This window comes from Pseudoalteromonas sp. 2CM28B, assembly GCF_023161935.1.
Genome location: NZ_JALNTH010000093.1, coordinates 1 through 1,380 on the forward strand (window position 1 = coordinate 1; position 1,380 = coordinate 1,380).

Sequence of the window (1,380 nt, forward strand, 5' to 3'; positions counted from 1 at the left end):
TACTGGACTTGAACCAGTGACCCTCGCCTTGTAAGGGCGATGCTCTCCCAACTGAGCTAATCACCCACATATAAATTCAAACGCTACTATTAAAGTTTAATAGTACTGGACTTTAACCAGTGAACTTCTCCGTTACTTGTAAATAGCGGTGATGCTCTCATTTCTTGTAACTGAGCTAACAACCCATATTACAAATTTACATATGACTATTAACATAATAATAGATTTTATATGTGGTGGGTGATACTGGACTTGAACCAGTGACCCTCGCCTTGTAAGGGCGATGCTCTCCCAACTGAGCTAATCACCCACATATAAATTCAAACGCAACTATTATAATAAATAGTACTGGACTTTAACCAGTGAACCTCGCCGTTATTTTTAAATAGCGGTAGTTCTCTCTTTTCTAATTGAGCAATGGCTCATATAGAATTTAGATACGACACATCGAAATGTGGTGGGTGATACTGGACTTGAACCAGTGACCCTCGCCTTGTAAGGGCGATGCTCTCCCAACTGAGCTAATCACCCGCATCTAAACAACATCACATTGCTGCGTTGTTGTGGGGCGCTATTATAGATAGAGTTGCAAATGTGTCAACACTTGAATGATAAAAATGTGCTGAATGAAGCTTTTATAAACAATACAGTGCGAACGGTGTTCACTTTATCAACAAACTAATATTAAACGAACAATTGTTAAGCTTAATGTTTATTTAAAGTCGGCGGCGTAGACTAAATAGATATCATTGGTGGTGGGATAAACAATAAAATATTTATGTAATAAAAGGCTAACTTTCAATAATTGTATTGCGTGATACAAATTAGCGGGTAATAAAAGTTATTTAAAGTTTAACATGCCAATGAACAGCGCTTTTTTAGTAGTAAAACAGCACCAAGCTAATTTGCATATAAATGTATACCCTTTAAATCATATTCAAACTCATATTATCGGTTGAATAGGGTACTCAGTCGTATACATGTGGCGAGTACAACAACGTAAAGCGCAACGTGACATCTAAATTAGTATGAAAATCTGTTTTTTAGCACGTATGATAGCCAGTTTGTTGAAATTTAAACCATTTAAATAATGTCGCATAAAAAACTGTTGACTTTATTTTGGGGGGTGCATAGAATGCGCCCCGCACTAAGCGATACACGACGTGATTATCACCGAGCGTATTGAATAAGTTGGGGCTATAGCTCAGCTGGGAGAGCGCTTCGCTGGCAGCGAAGAGGTCTGCGGTTCGATCCCGCATAGCTCCACCAATTTTTAGTGTTTGTCCTAGGGTAACAGTTTTCTGTGTCCCCATCGTCTAGAGGCCTAGGACACCGCCCTTTCACGGCGGTAACAGGGGTTCGAATCCCCTTGGGGACGCC

General features: G+C 39.8%; 5 tRNA genes. 2 read left to right on the forward strand and 3 right to left on the reverse strand.

The annotated features are described in order from the left end of the window. The 3 genes from MTN96_RS36735 to MTN96_RS36745 all read right to left on the reverse strand — a co-directional run bounded on the left by MTN96_RS36735 (window position 1) and on the right by MTN96_RS36745 (window position 531). A tRNA-Val gene (locus MTN96_RS36735) sits at window positions 1-58 on the reverse strand. Between the two features lie 176 nt (window positions 59-234). Continuing rightward, window positions 235-310, reverse strand: a tRNA-Val gene (locus MTN96_RS36740). 145 nt (window positions 311-455) lie between these two features. Next, a tRNA-Val gene (locus MTN96_RS36745) sits at window positions 456-531 on the reverse strand. A gap of 662 nt (window positions 532-1,193) precedes the next feature. Between MTN96_RS36745 and MTN96_RS36750 the strand changes: the two genes are divergently transcribed. Beyond that, window positions 1,194-1,269: transfer RNA gene (locus MTN96_RS36750), tRNA-Ala, on the forward strand. 36 nt (window positions 1,270-1,305) lie between these two features. Next, window positions 1,306-1,378: transfer RNA gene (locus MTN96_RS36755), tRNA-Glu, on the forward strand. The last annotated feature ends 2 nt before the right edge of the window (window positions 1,379-1,380 follow it).